Source organism: Saccharopolyspora elongata, assembly GCF_004348985.1.
Classification (GTDB): domain Bacteria; phylum Actinomycetota; class Actinomycetes; order Mycobacteriales; family Pseudonocardiaceae; genus Saccharopolyspora; species Saccharopolyspora elongata.
Genome location: NZ_SMKW01000112.1, coordinates 1 through 22,275 on the forward strand (window position 1 = coordinate 1; position 22,275 = coordinate 22,275).

Consider the following 22,275-nt stretch of genomic DNA (forward strand, 5'->3'; position numbering starts at 1 on the left):
GGTTCCAACGCTGCTTACCGCGCCACTTAACCCGGAACGTGCCGTGGTCGCGGCACGCCCGGTCCAGGTCCTTCAACGCCTGCTGGAGAATGTGCGACGGCGCGGTCTGCAACCAGTCGTGCTCGGTACGTCAGGATCGGACTTGACGTGCTAACCCCACGAATAAATCCGGGGGTCTGCGCACTACGTCTACCTGATCAATCCCGATCCTGCGCAGGCCCGCGAACCGATCCACCGTGGCATCGATATCAGCTCGGCCCGGGTAATGATCGAGACCACCGTGCGCCCGGCGATCCGCATCAGCTGCCGAACCGTGCACAGATCCCGGGCTAAGTAGACCGCAGGCCGTTCATGCCCGAGCTGACCTCCGCCGCCCACGCCGACAGGCGGGCAACCTGACGCTCCAGATCGTCCTTCTGGTCGCGAAAGGAAACCCGCGCATACAAACCCAGTCCACCAACCAATTCCGGGACGGCATTGGTCTCGATGTTGGGCATCCCGATGACCAGAGATTTCGGCCCGGACAAGCCGCCGTGGATATTCACCAGCCTTTTCTGCCGGCATCCAGCGGGGCACGAACGGCCTGCCCGGCCAGAATTTGACATGGTCGGACGAATTCCGCGCACTGCAACACAGCTGCACGCGGTGGCGGTCCGATGACCCGCGAACCCTGGCTTCCAGCCTGGTGCGGTCAGTCGTGCAGCAGGGTGTTGATCTCGTCGCGGATCGTTGCTGGAATGTAAGAGCTCGGCAGTGAGTTGACCGGTGCAGGCGCCGAGCTCGAGTATATGTTTCGATGTTTCACTCGGCGCTTGCGCGACTCCAGTGACAGAAATCAGGAGACAGCCGTCCCCTCCGCGGTCCTCGCCAGATAGCCCACCGCGACGGCGAGCTCGAGTGCTTGGTCGCGGTTCAGGCGCGGGTCGCACGCCGTCTCGTAACACCGGCTGAGACTTTCCATGGTCACCGCGGGGTTCCCACCTACGCACTCGGTGACAGCCTCACCGGTGAGCTCCAAGTGCAGGCCGCCCGGATGGGTGCCGAGCGCACGGTGCACTTCGAAGAAGCCCACGATCTCGTCGAGTACGTCGTCGAAGCGACGGGTCTTGTAGCCGTTCGGCGAGGAGAAAGTGTTTCCATGCATGGGATCGCACACCCACGCCACCGAGCCCGCACTCGCCGTGACCTTCTCCACGAGCGGCGGCAGCACATCGCGGATCTTCCCTGCTCCCATTCGAGTGATCAGGGTGAGTCGGCCCGGTTGGCGGTCCGGGTCCAGTCTGTCGATCAACGTCAATACGTCGGCCGGGTCGGCGGTCGGGCCAAGCTTCACGCCGATGGGATTGCAAATCCCAGCGGCGAACTCCACGTGCGCACCGTCGAGTTTCCTGGTCCGCTCCCCGATCCAAAGCATGTGGCCCGATGTGCCGAACCGCCGATCCGTCAGGGCGTCGGTGCGACTGAGGCCTACTTCGTATGGAAGCAGCAGCGCCTCGTGGCTGGTGAAGAACTCCTCGCGGACCAGCGTGACGTTGCCGGTCAGCTCCCGAAGCCGCACCAGGGTGTCAGCAGCTGTCCGGTATGCCCGTAGGAGTCTCCTCGGGTCCGGTGTCCGGGCCTCGGCTGTGAAGTCCGTCCCGTTCACGGCGTCACCCCGGTAACTCGGCAGCACCGTCCCGTCCTTGGTTTCCGTTGCCGAGGACCGGGGTTTTCCGTACTGCCCCGCGATGCGGCCAACGGTCACCACGGGCAAATTCATATTGGCCGCGAGGATCTCCGCCATCTGGTGGAGTATGCGCACCTTCCGCTCGATGGTCTCCGGAGTGGCACCCGCGAAGGTCTCCGCGCAATCCCCTCCTTGGAGGAGGAATGCCTCGCCAGCGGCCACCGACGCGAGTCTCGCCAATAGTCGATCACACTCTCGGGGCGAGACGAGTTGCGGCTGCGCGGCGAGTTCACCCACCACGTCCCGCAGTGCACACGGATCCGGCCAATCTGGTTGTTGTGCTGCAGCCGGATCGAGCAGGGCGGGCGGATCGAGCAGGGCATGCGATCTGTTCATTTCAACCTTCAGCCACAGTAGAGGTGCGTGTCAGCCCCGGCAGATCTGCAACAGTGCGGCAGCGAGCGCACTACCGGCGTCGCCGAACGGGACGTGGTAGTTGTTGGTGATATCGGCCTCCCGGACGGGTTCGACCCGCGGCCCGCCCACGTCGGTGGGAGTGCGCTGCACCTGCCGGGATATTTCCTTGCGAGTACGGATCAAATCGATGATGCTCTGGTCGATGTCGTCAATGCGCCGACGAAGCTGTAACACGTCAAAACCGCCGTCAACGGTCTCCCCTGGCATGGAGATGAGAGACCTGGTCATTCCTCCTCCGTGGACTCATAGGAGCTTGAGCGGCTGTTCTACCCGGTCGGCGACATGGCGGAGAAAGCCTGATGCGACCTCGCCATCGCAGACTCGGTGGTCGAACGTCAACGAGAGCTGCACGACCTTGCGCACCGCCAATTCGCCTTCGTGCACCCAAGGCTTGGCCACGATGCGGCCGACGCCGAGCATCGCGGCCTCCGGGTGGTTGATGATCGGCGTGGAGCCATCGACTCCATAGCCGCCGTAGTTGTTCAACGTGATGGTTCCACCGGTAAGCTCAGAAAGAGCGAGTGTCCCGGCACGGGCGGCCTGGGTGAGCCGCGCGATCTCGACGGACAAATCGGCAGTGGTCATCTTGTGGGCGTCGTGCACCACGGGCACGAACAAGCCCTTCTCGGTTTGGGCCGCAAAACCCAGATTGACAGCTGAAAAGCGGACAATCTCTTGACGTTCGACGTCCACCGTGGAATTCAGCTCAGGATACTGGCACGCGGCAGCGACGCAAATGCGTGCCAGGAACGCGAGCAGGCTGATTCGGTTCGCCTCAGCGCCTGCGTTGAGTACGTCCCGTGCCGCGAGCAGCTCGGTGGCGTCGACATCCACCCAACACGTGACGTCCGGAATTTCGCGTCGACTGCGGGAGAGCTTGTCGGCAACCGCCTTGCGCATGCCACGAATCGGAACCCGCTCACCTCCTCGCCGGTCGGCGGAATCCACCTGGGAGGCTGCGGTGATGGCCCGTTTGACGTCGGCGCGCGTGATCACACCGTCGGTGCCGGTGCCTTGGACCGCGCGCAGATCAAGCCCGTTGTCCCTCGCGAGGCGGCGCACCAGTGGCGAAACGACGGCGACCGGCGTGGTCACCAGCGCCGACGAGCCGGAATCCCGGCTGGGGGCAGGCTGAGCACAAAGACTTGTGGTCCTCGGGACGGGAACCGCCCCCGCCCGAACCCGACCGCGCCGGCGAACGGGTGCGCTGCTGACGCCGGAGCCGACAAGCACCTTGGCCGAATCGTCGGAGCACTCGAGTTCGGTCGCGGCGACCGCAACGGTCACCAGGACGCTGCCCACGGGGAGGACGTCACCCACGTCTCCGACACGACTGTCGACCGTTCCTTGATACGGGCACGGCAGCTCGACCGTGGCTTTCGCCGTCTCCACCTCGACCACCGGCTGGTCCGCGCGCACGCGATCGCCGACATCCACCAGCCAGCGAACGATTTCCGCCTCAGTGAGGCCCTCCCCGATGTCGGGGAGCAGGAATTCAAAGACCTGCGACATGCACCTCTCCCCCTCGGATATCCGTCTCCCACTGGAGGCGGGCCACTGCATCGAGAATCCGGTCCACCGACGGAAGGTGACGGCCCTCCAGCATCGGCGGCGGGTACGGGATGTCCAACCCTGCGACACGGAGGATGGGCGCCTCCAGGTGGTGGAAACAGCGTTCGGTGATCCGCGCCGCAATCTCCGCACCCGCACCCGCGAAGCCCGCCGACTCGTGCACCACGACCGCGCGTCCCGTTCGCCGCACCGCGGCGCAAACCGTCTCGTCGTCGAAGGGCACCAAGGATCGCAAGTCGACGACTTCGAGCTGCCATCCCTCCTCAACTGCCGCCTCGGCCGCCGCCATGCACAAGGGCAGGCTCGGGCCGTAGGTGATCAGCGTCGCCGAAGTCCCACGGCGACGCACTGCCGCGACACCGGCGGGATCCACCTGTTCGGAAGAATCCGACGACCATTGGTCTTTCGACCAGTACAGCCGCTTGGGTTCCAAGAAGACCACCGGATCATCAGAGGCTATCGACTGCCGTAGAAGACCGTAGGCGTCGGCGTGGGTAGCCGGGCAGACCAAGTGCAACCCGGGTGTGTGCATGTAGTAAGCCTCGGAGGAATCGCTGTGGTGCTCAACCGCGCCGATCCCGCCCCCGTAGGGAATGCGGATGGTCAGCGGCAGCGTCATGCGGCCCTGCGTCCGGTTCCGCATGCGCGCAACGTGGCTGACCAGTTGCTCGAAAGCCGGGTAGGCGAAGGAGTCGAACTGCATTTCAACGACCGGGCGCAGCCCGTTCATCGCCATGCCCACTGCCGTTCCCAAGATGCCCGCCTCCGCGAGGGGCGTGTCCGCACACCGGTCACTGCCGAATTCGGCGGCCAATCCGTCAGTGATCCGGAAAACCCCGCCGAGAGCGCCCACATCCTCGCCCATGATGTGGACTGTAGGGTCGTCGCGCAGAGCGTCTCGCAGGGCGGCGTTGAGCGCTTGAGCCATCGTCGTCGAACGCTGCCCCGGACTCGCTCCGGCCGGCGCCGAGAATGTGACAGTGGTCGCGCCGTTCGTCATTGCTGTTCGTTCCCTTCGGCCTGCGCCTCGGCGCGCAGCTCGGCGCGCAACATCGCTTCCTGCTCACGCAGTTGCGGTGTTTTCTCTGCGTAGACGTGAGAGAACAGCGTCATGGGGTCCGGGCTCGGCGCGTGGTTGTAGCGCTTCCGCAGGTTCGCTGCGAATTCTTCAGCCGACCGGGCTGCCTGCTCGACGGCGTCATCGTCGAGCACCCCCATTCCGCGCAAGGACCGCTCCAGGACGAGAACTGGATCACGCCGCCGCCACTGCTCGACCTCCGAAAGGTCGCGATAACGGCTGTCGTCATCAGAGTTCGTGTGCGGATCGAGACGGTAGGTGACCGCCTCCACGAGGGTGGGGCCTCCGCCGTCTCGAGCCCGCGACACCGCCTCATCGAGGACCTGGTGAACGGCCAGCACGTCGTTGCCGTCGACCAGACGTCCCGGCACACCGAAGCCGACCGCCTTGTCGGCGAGTGACAGCGCGGCGGTTTGCTTGGCCAGCGGAACCGAGATGGCGAATCCGTTGTTCTGAACGAGGAAGACTACCGGAGCCTTCCACACGGCAGCGAAGTTCACCGCCTCGTGGAAGTCGCCCTCGCTCGTACCGCCATCACCCACCATGGCGAGAACGACTGTGTCTTCACCCTTCAGCCGCGCAGCGCGGGCGAAGCCGACAGCGTGCGGGAGTTGCGTGGCGAGCGGGGTGCTCAACGGCGCGACCCGGTGCTCGTACGGGTCGTAGCCGTGGTGCCAGTCGCCGCGCATCACCGTCAACGCCTCAACCGGGTCCACACCGCGCACGATGGCGGCAAGCGTGTCCCGGTAGGTGGGAAAAAGCCAATCCTGTGTCGACAACACCGCGGCGGCCGCAACTTCACATGCTTCTTGTCCGGTGGTCGCCGGGTAGACGGCGAGTCTGCCCTGCTTGGCTAGCGCGGTCGCCTGCAGGTTGTAGCGACGGCCGGTGAAAACCTCCTGGAACAAGGCGCGGAGCAAGTCGACGTCGTACTCGGCGGCTGCGGGGGTTCCCAGGACACGCAACGGTTCGCGTTCCGGCAGCAGCGAACGGGGATCGCTGCGCGGCACGTCCAACGGCTCACGCACTGCGCCTGGCGGGCAGCTGTCGTGGGTGAGGAGCGTCACGACATGCTCCCGACGTTTTCGGTGTCCTCCAGCGGAAGCCTTGGCCGCACGAGGGGGGCCGCCGGATCGCTCGGCCGGTTCTTTCCCAAGGATTCGTGTGCCGCCACGAACTCGTTGCTGCACTGCGCGGCTGCGCAACCGATCTCCCCGCCGAGCATCACCGCAGCCATGATCTCCGCTAGTTTCCGGGCCTTCCCGGCGCCGTAGCAGCCCACCATGGACAACGTTGCCCGGAAGGCGGGCAGCCCGGTTCCGCCACCGACGCTTCCCACAATGAGAGTGGGCAGGGTGATTGACACCTCCAGGTCACCAGAACGTAAGAACTGGCAGTCCACCACGCCTTGCGAGCATTCGCCGAGATAAGCCATGTCCTGCCCGAACGCCTGGAACAACGCGGCCATGCCGTTGACGGCATGGATGTTCAGCGACGGGCTCCCGTGTAGGGCCAGGACGTTCTTGTAATTCCGGATGTAGCTCGCCAGCTGATCCAGCCCGACTCGGGTCATTCGGCGCACCACGTCCTCCTTCAGGACGGTGCGAGCGATGACCTTCTTCCCTTTTTGACGCGCGGGGATGTTCTTCTTGTCCTCCGGATACGGCACGAATTCTTCGCGCACGAGGCCGCTGTTCCGCTTGACGTAGTCGGACACCAGGCTGACGGCCTTGCTGCCCATGTTGCTCCCCATCGCGTCACCGGTGGTGAACTGGAGCGACAAGATCACGGAGGTTCCCGCGCAGTCGTACGAGACAGCGGTGACGTTCAGGTGACCACTGCTGCGATTCGCTATGTCCCGAATAGCCTCTTCATGGTCGCGGCACCACTCTATCAGTCGCGCCGACTCGTCGAGGGAATTCGTGGTCAACTGGGTGGCGCGCAAGAAGTAGTCTTCATACACCATGGTCTCGCAGCCGCCCGACAGATTCATCACCTTCGCGCCGCGGGAGTAGGACGCGAGCAAGGTCCCCTCGAGAGTGGCCATGGGGACGGCGAAAGTCCCCCGCGCCTCGCCACCTCGGATGTCCACCGGACCGCACAGCCCGAGCGGAATGGGGACCGCGCCCACGAAGTTCTCGATATTGCCCTGGACCTCCGATTCCGCGAGATCGGACCTCAGCGGCTCGTAGGACTCCTCGGTCCCGTCGAGCAACAACTTGATCAAAGCGATGCGCTCGTCCAAGCTGTGCCGGGAGACAACTGTGTTCGACAAGTAGATCCCCTCTCGTCGTGCTATGTTTAAATAAAATTAACCGGGTCACGACGCAGTAGACCCGAGAGCTCAACTCGCGACAGCTCGTCGGCCCAAGTCAACTCTAGGCGCTGTTCTCCCAGCGGTGGCACTTCAAGGGCTTTTCGAAGTGAAGCCTTGCGACTCGACTTCGGCGACAGCTGGAAGAGTACAGCCGAGCATTTCGCGTGCACAAGAGCGGCGTTACGCAGGACTTGTACCGAATCAAACATTCACCCGATCGGACTAGCCGGTAATCGAACCTCAATCTCTTTCAGGAGGTCCGCGATCACAGTGCCGTCGAGAAAGTCAAACACCCTGCGAATATTTGCACGCTTTACCCGGGCAGACTTGCCCATTTGCACAAGCGGTTCAATTGCGCGCCATCCGCCGTACACCGTTCCCGGCATACGTTTCGAGAATGCAAATCTCTGCAGAATTCGTGCCCGATGGATCGTCATCCCCGGGTACTTTCGGGCAAAAGGTCAGGCCCGGGAACAACGATGGGTGACGCCCGGGATCGTTGGCGCGGCCACGTTGCGCCGGCCGCTGGTCGGCATGCGTGACCAACGAGCGGATACAGCGGCGACGCTGACCCGCCGTCAACGTGATCTTGGGCGCCTTCAGCCATTGGTTCTCACCGCCGAGAGCGACGGCCCCGAGACCACAAGCGGCGAGTGATGTCGCGCAGCTCGAGCATCCCGGGTCGTGGCATGAGTTCCGCACGGCCCAGATGCGCGGGGGTCCTCGTCGATGACCTTCCGCCTCGCGACCACAACCCCGTCCGATGAGGAGGACATGTGCCAAAATTCCCCGCGCTCGCCACCGCCGTGGCGGCTTCTGTTGGAATCGCAACAGCATTGTGGGCGACGCCCAGTAGCGCCGCTCCTACGAACCCGGTGACCGTCGCACCGCCGACGTTGTCGGACAGCTGGTACGGGTCGGCGCCGTATGTGACGCCGCTCTACGGCAACCCACCGGATCTGCCGAAGGTGATGGCGGAGACAGGCCAGAAGACCTTCCAGCTGACGTTCATCCAGGCTCCCAGGGGCGGTGGAGACTGTACGCCCACCTGGGATGGCGCGGTCCCGGTGTCCGCGGATACCGCCGTCGCTCGAATCATCGACGGCGTGCGCTTGGCCGGCGGTGACGTCTCCGTTTCGATCGGCGGCTACGGCGGCACGAACTTGGGCCAAACCTGCGGCAGCGCGGAAGATACGGCGAACGCCTACCAGCAAGTGATCGACAAGTACGCACTCCGAGCAATCGATTTCAACCTCGAGGAGCCGGAGTATTCGGACCCCGTAGCAATCACCAAGGAACTGCGAGCGGCACAGATTCTGCAGCAGAACAATCCCGTCCTGTACGTATCGGTTACCACCGTTGCCGCACCCAGCGGAACGACGCCGCAGGGACAGAACCTTCTGAACACGGCCAAGGCCCTGAACTTCACACCGAACAACTACTCGATCATGCCGTTCAACGGCTTCCAGAACGTCGGCGATCAAATCGCCGTGCTCAAGAAGTTCCACGGCGTCCTGATGAGCACATTCGGCTGGGACAGCGCGACCGCGTACGCCCACGAGGGCGCGTCGCTGATGAATGGGCGCTCGGACTTCGGCGAGTACTACACTCAAGCCGATTTTCAGACGCTGCTGGACTACTCGATCAGCCACGGCCTGTCCCGCTACACGTTCTGGTCGCTCAACCGCGACCGTCAATGCACACCGCCCGACAACGGACAGACATCTGGCACCTGCAGCAGTGTGCCGCAGCACCGCTGGGACTTCACCAGGCTGACCGCGCAGTTCGCCCAACGGACAACGGCGATGAAGGTCGGCGTCGAGATTTCCCCGCCGGCCCCTGACGCTCACCCGGTCCTGAGCGACCACGGCGTGGGCCGCTGACTGCGCCCTGAGCAAACCCGCCTACCACGCCCTGGTGGTCACCCGCAGTCCCACGAGGGCTAGTCGTTAGAAAGCGGCAGGTGCCGACTGGATCATTCCTGCCACCCCGGCCTTGTCTCACGCATGCGAAACGCGGAAACCCCGGCTGCTGTCCGGACAGCACACGTGGTGTCCGGTAGGCCGACCGTGCGGAAGGCGGAACCCGTCACGGTGGACGGGATCGAGTTAGAGGCTCCGCAGTAGGAGCGTTTGCTGGCCTTGGCGGCGGGTTGAAGACAGGGCGGGCATGGTCGTGGGGATCATGAAGTTGCTGACGCTTCGTGATCACAAGGAACGACCATGCCCATGCTGCCCATCCTCTCTCATCGAGCCGATCTGGGGCCAAATCGCCGCGCTGCTGCCCGCGAGACTGCCACTGGACATCGTTGCCGCCGGCACCAACCACCACGACTCGCCGCTGCTGGCACCCACACTGCAACAGACCCGCCGACAGATCGCCGAGCTGCCCGCTGGTGGCCTGCCCACAAGCACCCAGGTGCACCTCGACAGCGGCAAGACCCGAGACCTGCTGGAACCCGCAGCCGCGGCCTGAGATCAGGCGAGCCACGGCGGTAGCCGGAGACCAACCTCCGGAATTTTTGCCCTTTCGTTCCCTACTGTCTGCCCCTCCGGCTCACCCCATCCGATCTTGCGTTGACCGGCACCTGGCGGCTACCTAGAGTCGCCTTCAGGCATCTATCCGTAACCACATCTTCGGTTCTTAACCGGAACATCCTATTCAGCTCTTACCTGACTTATCGAGGCCCGCGTGGACAACGGCGACAAGCCCATTGATTTGACCTGCTCCATGACCGGAATTCTCGGTGGGCTAAATTCAACACGTACCGCTCGCTGGCCGCTTCAGGAATGTGAAGCGGCCGTAGCCGTGTACCGAGATCTCGAGGAGTGGACGCGCGCCCGTCCGGACATCAAGCTTTCGCGGAGCAGTGCGGCTCTCCCCTGGTCATCTTTGCTTGCCGCCTACACCTTTGCGGGCGCCTACAATCAGACGGTACGCGAGTTTGCCGCCCAATGCCTTACCCTATTCGTGTATGACGACATCGTAGATGACGAGTACGGAATTTTTGACGAAACAGCCTTGCAAGATCTGACGGCGGCTTGCTTGGATGCCTCCAAGAGTGCCACAATCCCCGAAGCCAGAACCTCAACCTCGTCCAATATCATCCCGGGCCAGCGAGGATCCGCGGTGAGAGAGGCGGGCCCCCTGGATAACGTTCTCGCTTCGGCGCGTGCGAGCGGACAACTTTCCCCTGTCGAGCAGACCATCTCCTGCTTCGCGGATTGCATGGGTGGAGCCGTGCGTCGCGCGCAATCAGCGGAGTGTGTAGAAATCTTTCTTGATGTTCTGTCGAAGACACTGCGAAGCCATCTGGTAAGTCGCGACTCGCGAGCAAACGACGAATCGGCTCCAACGCTCGACCAACATCTCGCGAACGGTAGCTATGACGCAGGCGCGCCAATACTGCTACTCAGTGCAATGATGACAAATATGCCGCACGATATTGACCGGATCGAAGTCGACCGCTATCGATCTTGCTGCCTGGATCTCGGCTGGTGTGTCCGCGTGAGCAACGATATCGCCAGTCTTGACGACGATATGCATTCCGGGCAGGTCAACGCCGTCGCCCTCATGGTGAAGGAAAAACACGTAGGCGAGTTGCAGGCGATTCAAGACTTGCTGTCCGGGGTGCGCGGCAAGATAGCGCACATGCATCGAGTCGCCGACGATCCCAGTCATCCACTCAGTCAGCATTACCGATGGCTCGCTCGTTGTGCGGACTTTCACGTCGATTGGTATATGACCAGGGCATCCTACTCGTTCACCATCGAAGACTGGGTGACGTTTGGGAAGGTAGACGACCATTTCGGCAAAGCCGTGCGGGCTGCGATCAGACAGGGAAATGGTTATGACGAACGCATTCACACAGCCTGAAACCACTTCTTTCGACTTTTCCGAGGAGTGCTTATCCGCGCTTGCCTCCTGGAGTGAACAAGTTAAGCAGGTAACCCTCGCGACGGGTGAAAAGGTTTGGCTTGCCAAGGGGTACGAAGAGGTGCGGTTGATTCTTTCGGACGCCCGGTTCGGTGCCGGCGATGAGCCGATGCATCGAGCTTCTTGGTCTGAAGAGGAGCGTAAGATCGGTCGGCTGCTGCATAATGACCCACCCCAACACGGATGGTACCGCCAGCCGCTGAACAAGGCATTCTCTGCTCGCCGGATCCAGCAACTGGAGCCGCGGATTCGCGAAATTGCCCGCGAGCAACTCGACGTGCTCTCGAGAAGCCAGAACCGATCAGCCGATCTGATCGAAACCTTCGCCCTGCCGGTACCAGAGCGTGTTATTCATGAAATACTTGGCATTCTCCCCGTTTTTCGCTCTGAATTCAGAGAAATAATCGAAGGTCTCTTGCGTCGCGGTCAGACGTCGGAGGAAAGCCGGGTATTCGTGGACCAAGCCCTCGATTGTATGTGCCGGGTGATCGAGGAGATTCGGCGCGCACCCACTGGTGGCCTCCTTGACGAGCTTATCGCTACCGGGCAATTCGCCGATGTCGTGCTCGCCGACTTGGCCGTGACGTTGCTGATGGGCGGATATTTGACCATAACCGGGATGGTCACCGAAAGCGTAGCCGTGCTTAGTCAGAACCCGGAGGCCCGCCGCAACCTTCTTGTGGGCGCGCCGCAGAGCTCAGAAACAGTCGAAGAACTACTGCGCTACATCACTGTTATTCAGTACGGCGTAGACCGGGTTGCCCGCGAGCACATCAGACTTGGCGGTCAGGAGATCAAGGAAGGGGACCGCGTCGTAGCATTTCTCCCTGCCGCCAACAGAGATCCGGCTCTTTGTCCCCATCCTGAAGCGATGGACGCAACCCGACGCCGAGTTCGGCATGCATCCTTCGGCTTCGGCCCGCACCAGTGCCTAGGGCAGCAGCTGGCGCGAGTCGAACTTGAAGTGATGCTGACAGAACTGTTCGGACGTTTCCCTCACCTGCGGCCAGTGCGCGCCTGCGAAGCGCTGCCGCGCCGTATCGAAACGGTAATCGGCGGGTTCGATCGGTTCCCCGTCACCTGGTAATCTGATCACTAGGGACCAATAACAGTGACCTCCATTACGCATCGATTTGTTCAAGCGGGTGACGTCCGCCTGCATATCGCCGAAGCCGGCACTGGGCCGCTGGTGCTGCTCTTACACGGCTTTCCCGAGGTGTGGCATTCGTGGCGCCATCAAATTGCCACACTCGCCGAGGCCGGGTTTCGGGCGGTAGCGGTGGATCAGCGCGGGTACGGCCAGAGCGACCATCCGGTTTCCGTGGAAAAGTACTCCATTATGCATTTGGTTGGCGACGTCATCCAACTGCTGCACGCTCTCGATGAGAAAGAAGCGGTGGTCGTCGGTCACGATTGGGGCGCGGAAGTAGCGTGGAACACAGCGCTCATGCGGCCAGACTTGGTACGTGGGGTGGTCGGCCTAAGCCTGCCGTACCGACCCCGTGGCTCGCAGTCGCAACTCGCTGAAATGGTCGAAGCTTTCGGCGACGGTGTTTACACCAATTACTTTCAACGCCCGGGCCCGGCAGACGCGGACCTCGGTGCGGACCCGCACAAGACCTTCCGGCTGATGCTTCGCGGTTCACGGTCCCAGTCCAAGGCTCATGCCAGGCCACCCGCACCCATCGTCCCTGCTGGTTGCACATATCTCGACATCTATCCAGAACCTGAGAAACTTCCTACCTGGCTCACCGAAACCGATATTGAGACCTATGCCGCCGAATTCTCGGCAGGCTTCAGCGGTGCTCTCAATTGGTATCGCAATATGGATCGCAACTGGGAACTCACCGCCTTCCTGCAGAACAGTGTGATTCGTTGTCCCGCATTGTATCTGGTGGGCGAACAGGACCGGTGTTTGAACTTCCCAGGTGTGCGGGACGCAATCGAGCGCATGGATGAGCTCGTGGCGGGCCGAAGTGAAGCCTTGGTCCTGCCTGACGTCGGGCATTGGACGCAGCAGGAAGCCCCAGCGCAAGTCAGCGCCGCGATAATCGAGTTCGCTCGTTCGGTAGCTGCGGTCGCATCCTCGCGCTGAGGGGCCTTGCGCGGTGGTCATATCGTCGCCGGGTTCTTTCCGTTTGGAGGCAACGAGGTCAGCAAAGCCGCTATACAGCGCCTGTCGAGTGGCCGCAGCTTCTTCCGAACTGGACGCGGTGGCGACGACATCGTCGATGGACTGGCGCAGGGCGGTACGCGCGGCGCGTCGGGAACACCAAAAAGTTGGCAGATAACCTCCGCCGGCAACGGATAGGCGAACCTCTTGCGGAGGTCCACCGGCTCTCCACGCGGTGTCATGGCCAGTCCGTCGAGCAGGTCGTCGGTGATCTGCTCGACAGCCGGTCGGAGTTTCTCAACGCGGGACGGGGTGAACGCCTTGGACAGCAGCGAACGCAACCGTCGGTGCTCACTGCCGTAGGCGGTGAACATGCTAGGCACCGAGGCGTAGATATACAGCGGCCATTCCTCGGTGATCGCGCCGTTGGTGAAGGCAGGCCAGTGCTGCCGGGCGTCCTTGGAAACGCGTGGATCACTTAGCAGCGCTTAAGCAGATCGTGGCTGGTTACCGCCCACGCCACCACTCCACCAGGAAGTTCCACCAGCGCTGCGGGGCCTTGTCGTCGGATGCCGGCGGCCTCGGCGTAGACGTCGCGGCCGGTGGGGTCGATCTTGAACAGCCAGGACTGTTGCTTCATCGGCTTTCTCCAGAGGGTTCGTCGAGCTGAGCGGGGATTAAATAGGACGAAACGGCTATTTCGATCGTTGAGCGACCCTTAGATGAGACCCGCGCGGATGGCGTAGGCGACAGCGTGGGTACGGTTGCTGAGATCGAATCGTTCCATGAACTTGTAGAGGATGTTCTTGACGGTACGTTCGGAGAAGTGGAGTTTTTGCGCTATTTCTTCGAGGCCGAATCCTTCGGAGACGAGACGTAGGACATCGATGTCGCGGTGCGTGATACCGGAGGGTGTCATATCGAGCGGTGCGAGCACTTCGCGGTAGGTCCGTTGAAGCTGATCCACGAGTGCGCCCTGCATTGAAATGGGGAGAAAGCCACCACCGTCGCTGACTGCTCGAATAGCTTGGGCGAAGGCGCCGGCGGAGAAGTGGTGGCGCCATAGGACGGCGCGGACGCCCAACCTTACCGCCGTGGCTATGTCAGCGCGCCAACGGTTTTCCACTACGAGGATAACGGGTTTGACAGCGGCGGGATTGAGGCTTCGCAGCGATTCTATTGTAGATGCTTCGGCGATATCCATGGCGACGACCACAACGTCGGCGTTGTCGTTGGTGGTCTCAATGTGTTGGTGCTCGTCCAAGCACTGGGCTAGTCCGGCGCGAATCAGCGGGTCCGAGGCAGTAATAGACACGCCGATCTTCGTTGTTGTTCCGCCATCCATGGCAATGTCCCCGTAAACTAAGTGGATGCTTCGGCGGTTTCCGTGGCGACGACCACAACGTCGGCGTTGTCGTTGGTGGTCTCGATATGTTGGTGCTCGTCCAAGCATTGGGCTAGTCCGGCGCGAATCAGCGGGTAGCCACGCCGGTCTTCGTTGTTGTTCCGCCACCCATGGCAACGTCCCCGTTAGCTAAGGCGACGTCGTCGTGCGCTCCGAGCACGGCTCCGGTGTTGGTGAAATAGAACGTGAGGAACGTTGCACCAACGTTGCGCACGGAAGTCAGGGACACGGAACCGGGATGTCGCGGAGGCTTGCCCGCGGTCCGGCTCGCCGCCAAGCGGTTCGGACAGGTTGCGAAGGTATTGCAGGAACCCGAGACAGTCCCGAACCGGCCGTGGCCGGATCTGGGCCCGCAACGCCAACCCGTCGAGCGGCAGGACCTCGCTTGGCGCGGCGAGCGCGTTCACCGGCAGCCTCGAGCTCACCGAGCACGTTCTCCAGGCGCGCACCCGGGCCGGGCGCGTGAACGTCATCGGCGCGGACGAGCCCGGCGCGCTCGTCCTCAGCGGTCGATACGTAGGTGACCCATCGCATCAGACGAATCCTTCCAATCGCGCACTCCGTCCAAACATGGTCAACAGGTCGGCTGATCCTCGTTGATCACGTTCTGCGCGATCTGCTTTGCTGCGTTCAGAGTACTCACCGAGATCCAATGAGTCGATCGCCTCATCGACGCCGAGCCGGCCCTCGAAGCGTTTGCGCGCCTCACGCTCGACGAACGACAGACACCCGATCCCGGGGAAGTGTTCCAGCAGGTGGGAGAAGATGCTCTCGCCCTCCACCCGGGCCAGCGGGGCACCGATGCAATGGTGATGATCGGGCATGAACGCCACATGCCGGTTCGGGTGGCGCGCCGGATCGAACGCATCCCGGTCATCGAAGGCAGCGGGAACGGGTCCGGTCTTTCTCGCCCATCAATCGATACAGAAGAGCGTCCGTGGCCATGCCTACCTCTCCGTGAGCCCCTGGTTGCTGCGAGCAAGGGGACTTTAAGAGGACAGGTGGGTGGTTGTTGCGCCTAGAAACGCACGACAACCGCCCACACGCGCACGACTGCGCCGTCGGGACTGGTTGGCGGTTTACTTGATCGGGAAGACGTCCAGTGCGGCGGGTGCGTCTGACTCACGCACCAAAGCCACGACTGGAAGGGTTCGATGGCGCCCCGGTGACAGCTAACTGGCCATTCATGCCCGTCCAGTAGAACGGTTCGTCGCCGTTTTGCGCGCATCGTCACGCGGTGATGCGGACTTGGCCGATCGGTCCTCACCCCGCACCGCTGCTTGACCTGCACCCAGGCCGAGGTCGAGGCGTGCGCCCTCGGACTGCGGCGCAACCCGCGCCAACTTACGAGCTCGGCGCTGCGACTAAACGGTCTAGGCGCGCCGAGCCACCCGGCCTAGACTTCCCGATGTCCGTCCCTGCTGCAGCCGAGGTCGCGATGCCACCGACTTACCACGTGGATGCCGTCACCGTGGATACCACCACCGAGGACATGCCACGCGCCGACCAGCTCGAATACTGGGGCGAGGTAATCAGCTCATTCCATTGCACCCTCAGCTCCCGGGTCGTCCGGCCGAACGACTTCCAAGGCCGCACAACCTGCCAACGCACCCAGTCCTACGAACTCGTCAGCTGGGGCGCCTCCACCCCGCAATGGCTTCAGCGCACCAAGCGCCAAGTTCATGCCGACCCCGATGAGCGATACAGATTCGCCATCTCCACCCGCGGCTCGCTCGTGTTACGCCAGGCCGGCAACCAGCGCACGCTCACCGCCGGCACCGGCGCGCTGTTCACCATGAACACCCCGTTCAACGTCGGCGTCGGCCCCTGCCACAAGGGCATTGTCCTCACCATGCCCCAGCGCGAGATCGACCACCGCCTCGGCCGCGGCGCACTTCTCAACCCCGCAACCGACCTCGCCCACGGTCTCGGGCGACTCATCTACACCAGCCTCGCCACCCTCCAAACCGAACGCGACACCCTCACCGCCACCCAATTCGACCGAGCAAGCCAACACCTCACCGACCTGGTTTGCCTGTTCCTCCTCGGCGATACCCAACCGCCGACCAGCCACGCACGCGAGATCGAAACCCAAATACGCCAACACATTCGCGCCAACGCGTGGGACCCTGGACTCAACACGGAATCCATCGCACAAGCACTCGGCTGGTCAGCGCGACAAATCCAAGCCGTGCTCCAGCGAACCGGAACCACGCCCAGCGAACTCATTCGTCAAGAACGTCTCCACCACGCGCAGCTACAACTCGAAAACCCCGCCAACGTTCGCAAAACCATCACCCAAATCGCCTACGAATCCGGCTTCAACTCGGCCCACACCTTCACCAAGGCATTCCGCCAGCACTTCGGCCATACCCCAAAAGACCATCGCAACCGCTGAGATCCTGTCTCAAGTAGCCGACTTGGCGAGCTGCTTGTCACAGGTCAAGTCGGCACAGCGCTCGTATCGGATGGCCAGCGTCAGTCCACAGTGAGCTCGGCGGGGTCGTCGACCGGAACGGCGTTGCTCGCCGCGACTCCGGAAAAGAAGCGGGCGCTGTCCTTGACCGTGCGCTGCAGGGTGTCGAAGTCGACGTGAATCAGGCCGAACCGCTGCGAATAACCCAGCGCCCACTCGAAATTGTCCAGCAACGACCAGGCGAGGTAACCGCGCACGTCCGCGCCCTGCTCAATCGCCGCATGGACCGCGCGAAGGTGGTCGGCGAAGTAGCGGACCCGGTCGCGGTCTCGAATCCGACCATCGCTGTCGATCGTGTCGGCGAAGGCCGCGCCGTTCTCGGCGACCATGAGCGGAAGGCCAGGGCAGTGCCGGCGCAGCCACAGCAGCAGGTCCGTCAACGAACTCGGCGTCTGTTCCCAGCCGAACGAGGTAAGCGGCCCCCGGGGCGGCAGAACGTCGAAGCCCCGCAAGCCCGGCAGGCCGCTGTTACTTGGTGCTTCCAGGTCCGCCAACGGCGCCACCCGGACCGGCGCGTAGTAATTCACCCCGAGCCAGTCGAGCGGGGTAGTGATCGTCTCGAGATCGCCATCGCGTATAGCGGGTTCCAGCGCACCCAGGTGAGCGACGTCGGCGAGCACGTCCTCCGGGTAACCACGACCCAGCACCGGGTCGAGGAAGATCCTGTTCTGCATCCCGTCGAACTTGCGCGCGGCCTCGCGGTGGGCTTCGTCGTCCCCATCGGTCAGCGCCGGCGCGAAGTTCAGCACCAGTGAGAACCGCTGTCCGGGTCGTGCGGCTGCGCGCAGCGCCCGCATCCCCAACCCGTGCGCCAGCAGGTGGTGGTGTGCCGCGACGAGCGCGGTGCCCGGCTCTGCCACTCCGGGTGCGTGCACCCCGGTTCCGTAGCCGAGAAATGCCGAGCAGTAGGGCTCGTTGAGCGTCGTCCAATCCGGCACTCGATCGCCGAGGGCGCCGTGCACTGCCGCCGCGTAATCGGCGAACCGTGCGGCGGTGTCACGAACCCGCCAACCGCCCTCGTCTTCCAACGCCTGGGGCAGGTCCCAGTGGAACAGCGTGATCATCGGCGTGATGCCGTGATCGAGCAACTCGTCGACCAGCCGGTCGTAGAACGCCATCCCCTGCGGGTTCACCGTCCGCCCGTCCGGCATGACCCGCGACCAGGACACCGAGAACCGGTAGGTCGGCAGGCCGAGTTCCGCCATCAGCGCGACGTCCTCGGGATATCGATGGAAGTGGTCGCAAGCCACTTCACCCGTATCACCACCCAGAACCTTGCCTTCCGTGGCCGTGAAGGTGTCCCAAATGGACGGTCCGCGGCCGTCCTCCTTCGCTCCGCCTTCGATCTGGTAGGAGGCCGTGGCCGTCCCCCAGACGAAGTCCGACGGGAAGCCGAGCGCCTTCTTGTTGGTCATATCCCACCTCATCCGTTGACCGAAACTCGCGTGAGTCCGTTGACGATCTGTCTTGCCAGCAGGAGAAAAACGATGATCACGGGCAGCACGCCGAGCGTCGCACCGGTCAGCATCAATGAGTAGTCCAAGAAGTAACCGCTCGCCAACCTCGACAAGGCTACCTGAACGGTCAGGCTCTCGTTCGGGTCGAGCACGATCAGCGGCCAGAAGAAATCGTTCCACGCGGCCATGAACGTCACCATGCCGAGCACTGCCGCCTGCGGACGAATCGCCGGGATCGCCACATGCCGAAACGTCCCCCACAGCGAGCAACCATCCACTCTGGCCGCGTCGACCAGTTCCGGGGCAACCGCCTCCTCGCACGCCTGGCGCATCCAGAAGACGCTGAACGCGTTGACCAGTGCGGGCACGATCACCGCCTCCAGCCTGCCGTACCACCCGAGGTCGCCGACGACCATGTACAGCGGGACCACCCCGAGCTGGGCCGGCACCATCACGGTTCCGATCACCACCAGGAACAGAGTGTTTCTCCCGGCAAAGCGCAGTCGGGCGAAAGCGAACCCGGCAAAGCTGGACAGCACCACGGTCGACACCATGACCGTCCCCGACACGATCAACGAGTTCTGGATCGCGAGCCAGAAGTCCACGGTGTCGAAGACGCGTTGCACGTTTTCCAGGAGGTAGCCGCCGGGGACCAGAGGTGGGATGGAATCACCAATGGCCGAGCTGTCGCTGGAGGACACCACGAACGACCAGTACAGCGGGAACGCCGATGACACGACAACACCGGTCAGCAGCGCGTAAACCAGAACCCCGGGGCGGCGGGTCAATGGACCGGCACCGTCGGATCGACGGAGTCGCCGGGCAGGAACACTCGCGAGCACCGCTTCAGCTCCCTCCGCGAATTCGACGCACCAGCACGAAGTTCGCCACTGCGGACAGCAGGCACATGACGAACAGCACCCATGCGATGGCAGCCGCGTATCCGGCGTCGAACAGACCGAATCCCTTCTCGTACAGGTACATGGTCAACGTCTGGAACTGCCGGTCGTTGCCGCCGACACCGGCGGTTCCGGTCGAGTCGAACAGTTGCGGCTCCGCGAACAGCTGCAGGCCGCCGATCGTCGAGACCACCACCGTGAATATGATGGTCGGCCGGATTCCCGGCACGGTGATCGACCAGAACGACCGCCACCGCGAAGCCCCATCGAGCGCGGCCGCTTCGTAGAGCTCCCTGGGGACGTTGCGCATCGCGGCGAGGTAGAGCAACGCGTTGTAGCCGGTCCAACGCCAGATCACCATGGTGGCGACGGCCAGGTGCGACGACCAGCGCTGGCCCTCCCAGTCGACGGGATCCAACCCGAACAATCCCAGAATCCAGTTGATCACGCCGAAATCGCGGCCGAATAGCTGGGCGAAGACCAGCGCCACGGCCACCACCGAGATGACGTTCGGCAGCAGAACACCTGCGCGCCAAACGGTCCCCGCACGAAGCGGCCGGTTGAGCAGCGCCGCGATGCCGAGCGCGGCCAACAGCTGTGGCACCGTGGAGACCACGAAGATACTCGCGGTGTTGAACAGGGCGTTGTAGAAATCCGGGTCGGCGAACAGTGCGGTGTAGTTCGCCAGCCCGACGAAGCCCTGATCACCGTCGATCAAATTCCAGTCGTGCAGCGAAATCCACGCGGTGTACAGCAGCGGGAAGAGGCCGAACACCGCGAACAGCACGAAAAAAGGAGCGACGAACAGGTACGGCGTGACCCGGGCGTCGATCTGGGAGAGCAGGACCCCCCGGCGCCCACCCGGAACCGACCCACGAAGAACGTGGGCCGGTTCGTGGGTGGGCGTCGGTGAAGGGCTTCGTGACATCCTCCCTACCTCACGGCGTCGCGGGCCTGCTGCACGGCCTCGGCCCACGCCTGGTCGGCGCTCTGCTTGCCGTCCTCGACGCGGCCGAGTGCCTGGCCGAACTTCGGTCGCACCACGCTGTCCTTGGCACCGCGGTAATTCGGGCGCAGGCTGTCCGCCGAGCTCGCGTAGATCTGGCCCACCGGTGCGTCGCTGAAGTACGGGTCGGTCTTGCCGATCACCTCAGGATCCTGGTACGCAGCCGGCGTACTGGGCAGGATGCCGCTCTGCAGGAAAATCTTCTTCTGCTGCTCCGGGGCGGTCAGCCACTTGGCGACTTCGTAAGCCTCCTTCGGGTGTGCGCCCTGCTTGGGCACCGTCAGGTAGGAGCCACCCTGGTTTCCGCTGTTGCCGGGAACCGTGGTGAGGTCCCACTTGCCCTTGTTCCCGTCGCCACCGGCTTCCCTGATCTGTTCCAGCATCCAGGCCGGGCAGTTCATCACGGCGAAGGAGCCCTGTTTGACCGCCACGTTCCAGCCCTGGGTGTAGCTCGTCACCCTGGCGGTCTGCCCCTTCGCCCCGATGCTCGCGGCGATGTCGAAGGCACGTCGCAGGTTCGGATTCCGGTCGGCGATGAGCGAGTCGTCCGCCTTCGAGAAGAAGTTCTCCTCGGACTGGTTGAAGATCGCGGTGTAGATGGTGCCGGCGGAATCGGCGAACTTCGCATCCGGCACCGCGGCGCTGAACCGGTCGGCGACCCGGGCGAAGTCTTCCCAGGTGGGCCACAGCTTGGCCACCTCGGTACGCTCGGTCGGCAGACCGGCCCGGGCGAACAGGTCGCGGCGGTAGCACATCGCCAGGCTGCCCATGTCCGTCCCGAGACCGAGTACGAAACTTCCGTCCTTGCTGACCCCCTGCTCCCACTTCCAGGGGGCCCACTGGTTCTGCAGGTCCTTGGCCCCGAAGTCGGCGAGGTTGACGAACTTGTCCCTGGACTGCAGGAACTGCGGCATGTACTGCTCTTCGACGGCGACGACATCGGCAGCGCCCTTGCCGCCCGCTAGCTGGGTGGCCAGTCCCTTGTGGTGGGCCTCGAAGTCGGCGACCTGCGACACCAAGTGGATGTTGGGATGCTGTGCCTCGTACTCCTTGAACAGCGGCTCGTAACCGAACTCGCCGAAGGTCGCGACCTTGATCTCGATCTTCCCACTGCCGGACCCATCGGTTCCCGCGCACCCCGCCAGGGCCACCGACACAGCCGAGGCCAGGGCAGCAACAGCCAGCCAGCGTGAACGTCTTCTCCTCATCACACTTCCTCATCTCCCAGTCGTGACCACCATGCCGCGAGCCTGTGGTTGATCTACCGAGCAGCGAAACGTGTGTCCACCACGGGAACCAAAGTCTGCCTTTTCGGACATCCGGCCCGCGGTTCAGAAGTGCACCAGCACCCGTCCCTCGTTGCCCGCGTCGACCTCGACCCGCCGGTAGAACTTCCGGAGATGAGGCTGGTCCAGGAGCGCCAGCACACGATGCTTCAGCTTGCCTGAGCCGTGTTGGTGGTTGCCTTGCATAGCTTCACAAGGCGCGGACGGCATTCGCCGACAGGGCTCTTAGGCAATTTCAACTCCACGCTGTCAGAGGGGGATGTTGCCGTGGGAGCCGCGTCCGGCCGGGGCTGCGGCGAGCGCCTCGGCGATGCGGCGGCGGGTGGTCTTGGGGTCGATGACCTCGTCGACCACGCCGATCGACATCGCCCGGCCGACGCCGCCGGCCACGCGCTCGTGCTCCTCGATGAGCTTGTCCTGCAGGGCCTCGCGCTCCTCCTCAGGCGCGGCGGCGAGCGCCTTGCGGTGCAGGACGCCGACCGCGGCCTTGGCGCCCATCACCGCGACCTCGGCCTCCGGCCAGGCGAACACGGTGGTCGCGCCCAGCGCGCGGGAGTTCATCGCGATGTACGCGCCGCCGTAGGACT

General features: G+C 63.5%; 21 protein-coding genes and 1 pseudogene. 6 read left to right on the top strand and 16 right to left on the bottom strand.

The window, feature by feature from the left end; translation table 11 throughout:
• Positions 1-338 precede the first annotated feature (338 nt).
• From E1288_RS49425 to E1288_RS42170, 7 genes and pseudogenes are all read right to left on the bottom strand, one after another.
• Positions 339-455: pseudogene (locus E1288_RS49425) on the bottom strand (recombinase family protein); the annotation flags it as partial.
• A gap of 380 nt (positions 456-835) precedes the next feature.
• Positions 836-2,062 carry a 3-deoxy-7-phosphoheptulonate synthase class II gene (locus E1288_RS42145; RefSeq protein WP_132494343.1) on the bottom strand — a complete coding sequence of 409 codons (1,227 nt, stop codon included), beginning with the start codon at positions 2,060-2,062 and terminating at the stop codon, positions 836-838.
• A gap of 30 nt (positions 2,063-2,092) precedes the next feature.
• Entirely contained in the window at positions 2,093-2,371 is a 279-nt protein-coding gene (locus tag E1288_RS42150) for a chorismate mutase (RefSeq protein WP_132494345.1), read from the bottom strand.
• 15 nt (positions 2,372-2,386) lie between these two features.
• Entirely contained in the window at positions 2,387-3,655 is a 1,269-nt protein-coding gene (locus E1288_RS42155; RefSeq protein ID WP_132494347.1) for a dihydrolipoamide acetyltransferase family protein, read from the bottom strand.
• A complete protein-coding gene (locus E1288_RS42160) occupies positions 3,639-4,643 on the bottom strand; it encodes an alpha-ketoacid dehydrogenase subunit beta (RefSeq protein ID WP_235884195.1) in 1,005 nt (334 codons plus the stop codon). Before E1288_RS42160 ends, E1288_RS42155 begins: the two co-directional genes overlap by 17 nt.
• A gap of 68 nt (positions 4,644-4,711) precedes the next feature.
• Complete coding sequence (locus tag E1288_RS42165) at positions 4,712-5,803, bottom strand: thiamine pyrophosphate-dependent enzyme (RefSeq protein WP_207954869.1); 1,092 nt, start codon at positions 5,801-5,803, stop codon at positions 4,712-4,714.
• Between the two features lie 53 nt (positions 5,804-5,856).
• The gene (locus E1288_RS42170) at positions 5,857-7,038 is read right to left on the bottom strand and encodes a hydroxymethylglutaryl-CoA reductase (protein WP_235884193.1); all 1,182 of its coding nucleotides are present in this window, start codon (positions 7,036-7,038) and stop codon (positions 5,857-5,859) included.
• 848 nt (positions 7,039-7,886) lie between these two features.
• On the opposite strand from E1288_RS42170, the gene E1288_RS42175 reads away from it, so the two are divergent.
• The 5 genes from E1288_RS42175 to E1288_RS42195 all read left to right on the top strand — a co-directional run bounded on the left by E1288_RS42175 (position 7,887) and on the right by E1288_RS42195 (position 13,141).
• Positions 7,887-8,993 (top strand): chitinase, encoded by a 1,107-nt coding sequence (locus E1288_RS42175; RefSeq protein WP_235884194.1) that lies wholly within the window; start codon positions 7,887-7,889, stop codon positions 8,991-8,993.
• Between the two features lie 286 nt (positions 8,994-9,279).
• Complete coding sequence (locus E1288_RS50600) at positions 9,280-9,585, top strand: beta/alpha barrel domain-containing protein (protein WP_132494352.1); 306 nt, start codon at positions 9,280-9,282, stop codon at positions 9,583-9,585.
• Positions 9,586-9,801: 216 nt separating this feature from the next.
• The gene (locus E1288_RS42185) at positions 9,802-10,986 is read left to right on the top strand and encodes a terpene synthase family protein (protein ID WP_132494354.1); all 1,185 of its coding nucleotides are present in this window, start codon (positions 9,802-9,804) and stop codon (positions 10,984-10,986) included.
• Positions 10,961-12,133 (top strand): cytochrome P450, encoded by a 1,173-nt coding sequence (locus E1288_RS42190; protein ID WP_165968555.1) that lies wholly within the window; start codon positions 10,961-10,963, stop codon positions 12,131-12,133. Before E1288_RS42185 ends, E1288_RS42190 begins: the two co-directional genes overlap by 26 nt.
• A gap of 24 nt (positions 12,134-12,157) precedes the next feature.
• A complete protein-coding gene (locus E1288_RS42195) occupies positions 12,158-13,141 on the top strand; it encodes an alpha/beta fold hydrolase (protein ID WP_132494358.1) in 984 nt (327 codons plus the stop codon).
• Between the two features lie 17 nt (positions 13,142-13,158).
• Here E1288_RS42195 and E1288_RS42200 read toward each other — a convergent pair whose 3' ends face one another.
• From E1288_RS42200 to E1288_RS50015, 4 genes are all read right to left on the bottom strand, one after another.
• A complete protein-coding gene (locus E1288_RS42200) occupies positions 13,159-13,533 on the bottom strand; it encodes a cytochrome P450 (RefSeq protein ID WP_132494360.1) in 375 nt (124 codons plus the stop codon).
• A 104-nt stretch (positions 13,534-13,637) separates the two neighbouring features.
• Positions 13,638-13,799, bottom strand: coding sequence for a hypothetical protein (locus E1288_RS47585; protein WP_165968556.1), 162 nt, complete (start codon positions 13,797-13,799; stop codon positions 13,638-13,640).
• Positions 13,800-13,877: 78 nt separating this feature from the next.
• Entirely contained in the window at positions 13,878-14,504 is a 627-nt protein-coding gene (locus E1288_RS42205; protein ID WP_132494362.1) for a helix-turn-helix transcriptional regulator, read from the bottom strand.
• Between the two features lie 593 nt (positions 14,505-15,097).
• Entirely contained in the window at positions 15,098-15,388 is a 291-nt protein-coding gene (locus E1288_RS50015; RefSeq protein WP_132494364.1) for a hypothetical protein, read from the bottom strand.
• A gap of 632 nt (positions 15,389-16,020) precedes the next feature.
• On the opposite strand from E1288_RS50015, the gene E1288_RS42215 reads away from it, so the two are divergent.
• Positions 16,021-16,962 carry an AraC family transcriptional regulator gene (locus tag E1288_RS42215; protein WP_165968557.1) on the top strand — a complete coding sequence of 314 codons (942 nt, stop codon included), beginning with the start codon at positions 16,021-16,023 and terminating at the stop codon, positions 16,960-16,962.
• A gap of 80 nt (positions 16,963-17,042) precedes the next feature.
• On the opposite strand, the gene E1288_RS42220 is transcribed toward E1288_RS42215, so the two are convergent.
• The 5 genes from E1288_RS42220 to E1288_RS42245 form a co-directional block, all read right to left on the bottom strand.
• Positions 17,043-18,455 (bottom strand): GH1 family beta-glucosidase, encoded by a 1,413-nt coding sequence (locus E1288_RS42220; RefSeq protein WP_132494367.1) that lies wholly within the window; start codon positions 18,453-18,455, stop codon positions 17,043-17,045.
• A gap of 8 nt (positions 18,456-18,463) precedes the next feature.
• Positions 18,464-19,285 carry a carbohydrate ABC transporter permease gene (locus E1288_RS42225; RefSeq protein ID WP_132494369.1) on the bottom strand — a complete coding sequence of 274 codons (822 nt, stop codon included), beginning with the start codon at positions 19,283-19,285 and terminating at the stop codon, positions 18,464-18,466.
• A gap of 58 nt (positions 19,286-19,343) precedes the next feature.
• A complete protein-coding gene (locus tag E1288_RS42230) occupies positions 19,344-20,324 on the bottom strand; it encodes a carbohydrate ABC transporter permease (protein ID WP_165968558.1) in 981 nt (326 codons plus the stop codon).
• A gap of 5 nt (positions 20,325-20,329) precedes the next feature.
• A complete protein-coding gene (locus tag E1288_RS42235; protein WP_132494370.1) occupies positions 20,330-21,610 on the bottom strand; it encodes an extracellular solute-binding protein in 1,281 nt (426 codons plus the stop codon).
• A 327-nt stretch (positions 21,611-21,937) separates the two neighbouring features.
• A partial coding sequence (locus tag E1288_RS42245; RefSeq protein ID WP_328592553.1) for a carboxyl transferase domain-containing protein occupies positions 21,938-22,275 on the bottom strand: 338 nt, incomplete at its 5' end.